Annotated in this window: 2 protein-coding genes and 1 pseudogene; all 3 read right to left on the bottom strand. The window is 37.3% G+C overall.

Annotated elements, in window-relative coordinates:
* Positions 1 to 43: 43 nt before the first annotated feature.
* On the bottom strand, positions 44 to 526 hold the full coding sequence (locus tag HMPREF3096_RS30165) for an Hcp family type VI secretion system effector (RefSeq protein WP_022065259.1): 483 nt from the start codon (positions 524 to 526) through the stop codon (positions 44 to 46).
* A gap of 18 nt (positions 527 to 544) precedes the next feature.
* Positions 545 to 739: a hypothetical protein gene (locus HMPREF3096_RS28180; RefSeq protein ID WP_004184000.1), complete on the bottom strand. Its 195-nt coding sequence runs from the start codon at positions 737 to 739 to the stop codon at positions 545 to 547.
* A gap of 82 nt (positions 740 to 821) precedes the next feature.
* Positions 822 to 890, bottom strand: a pseudogene (locus HMPREF3096_RS31705) (hypothetical protein); the annotation flags it as partial.
* Positions 891 to 1,096: the final 206 nt, after the last annotated feature.

The following is a 1,096-nucleotide window of genomic DNA, read 5'->3' as shown; positions in this document are numbered from 1 at the left end:
GCGGCGCCGCATGAGGCGCCGCGTTTCAGCACTATATTATTTGCTACCAGGCACAACAGCGATCGTTCCATGAATCACGATACATGATGTTCCCTTCTGTGTATCTCCAGGTGATCGTCTCATAACGGAAATCAATGTCTTCAAGGTGAGTACTTGTCATTCCGGCCGGATGTAAATTTGGTGTGATTGCCGTAATCTTAATATTCGCTAACGCTATGTTAAAATATTCAATTTCCAGTCCCGCCTCATTTATTCTGTACATTTTTAGCGTTGCCGATTTTAAGGTTCGACCTTCACAAAGAGCCCTAAATAACAAAGGTGTTGTTCTGTCAAACTCTTTTTGAATTTTAACCGGTGTATGAAGACGGGTTCCCGTCAGCTTTCCTGTATTATTATCGGTAGGTAACCAAACATGATGATTCACTGCGCGCAATTCGATGGAACCTGTACGTGTGGGCATCAGGCAAGAACCTATAATAGGCGAATCACTCTCATCAGTTAACCATAAATATGCTGGATTTGACATTACCCCTCCTCTTTCATATCAGTTTTTAACTTTAAACCAAACAACAACGTGAAACCCAATGATTAATAAAATAAAAAGTCCTATTAAGTTAATGGCAATGTCAGGGAAAAGAGAGACTGCAATCATACTAAATACAATGATTAATAATACAATGCCCCATCCCCATAAAAAAAGAATGAATTCTTCCTTTAACCATCTTTTCAAGAAACCCATCCATTCACCTCATTAACTTAATAAGTAATTCAGCAAGTTCATCATCAGAAATAATCATCGGATTTAAATAAGGAACTAATACTTCATCAAATTTCATGGCCAGAATACGCTCTGCCTCGATAGAGGTAATAATGAAATCCCTATAATACATAATCAGATCCTTCCTTTATTAGATCATTCATTGTTCCTGCATATATTTCTTATGATCATCTGGCCTTTCAATATACTTATAAAAAGATGGTCTTGATAGTAATATTGACTTTACTCTTTTTTGTTTAAATTCACTCGCACCCTGCCCGGTTAAAAATATCTCAGTTAGCTATTACTTCGTGCTGTTTCATATTTTCGCCGGTAAAC

The sequence above is a fragment of the Klebsiella sp. HMSC25G12 genome, assembly GCF_001807705.1.
Classification (GTDB): Bacteria; Pseudomonadota; Gammaproteobacteria; order Enterobacterales; family Enterobacteriaceae; genus Klebsiella; species Klebsiella variicola.
This window is presented reverse-complemented; position numbering and strand designations above follow the sequence as displayed.

Coding starts and splice junctions, on each gene's coding strand:
- HMPREF3096_RS30165 (WP_022065259.1), bottom strand. CDS start 526: ATGTCAAATCCAGCATATTTATGGTTAACTGATGAGAGTGATTCGCCT.
- HMPREF3096_RS28180 (WP_004184000.1), bottom strand. CDS start 739: ATGGGTTTCTTGAAAAGATGGTTAAAGGAAGAATTCATTCTTTTTTTA.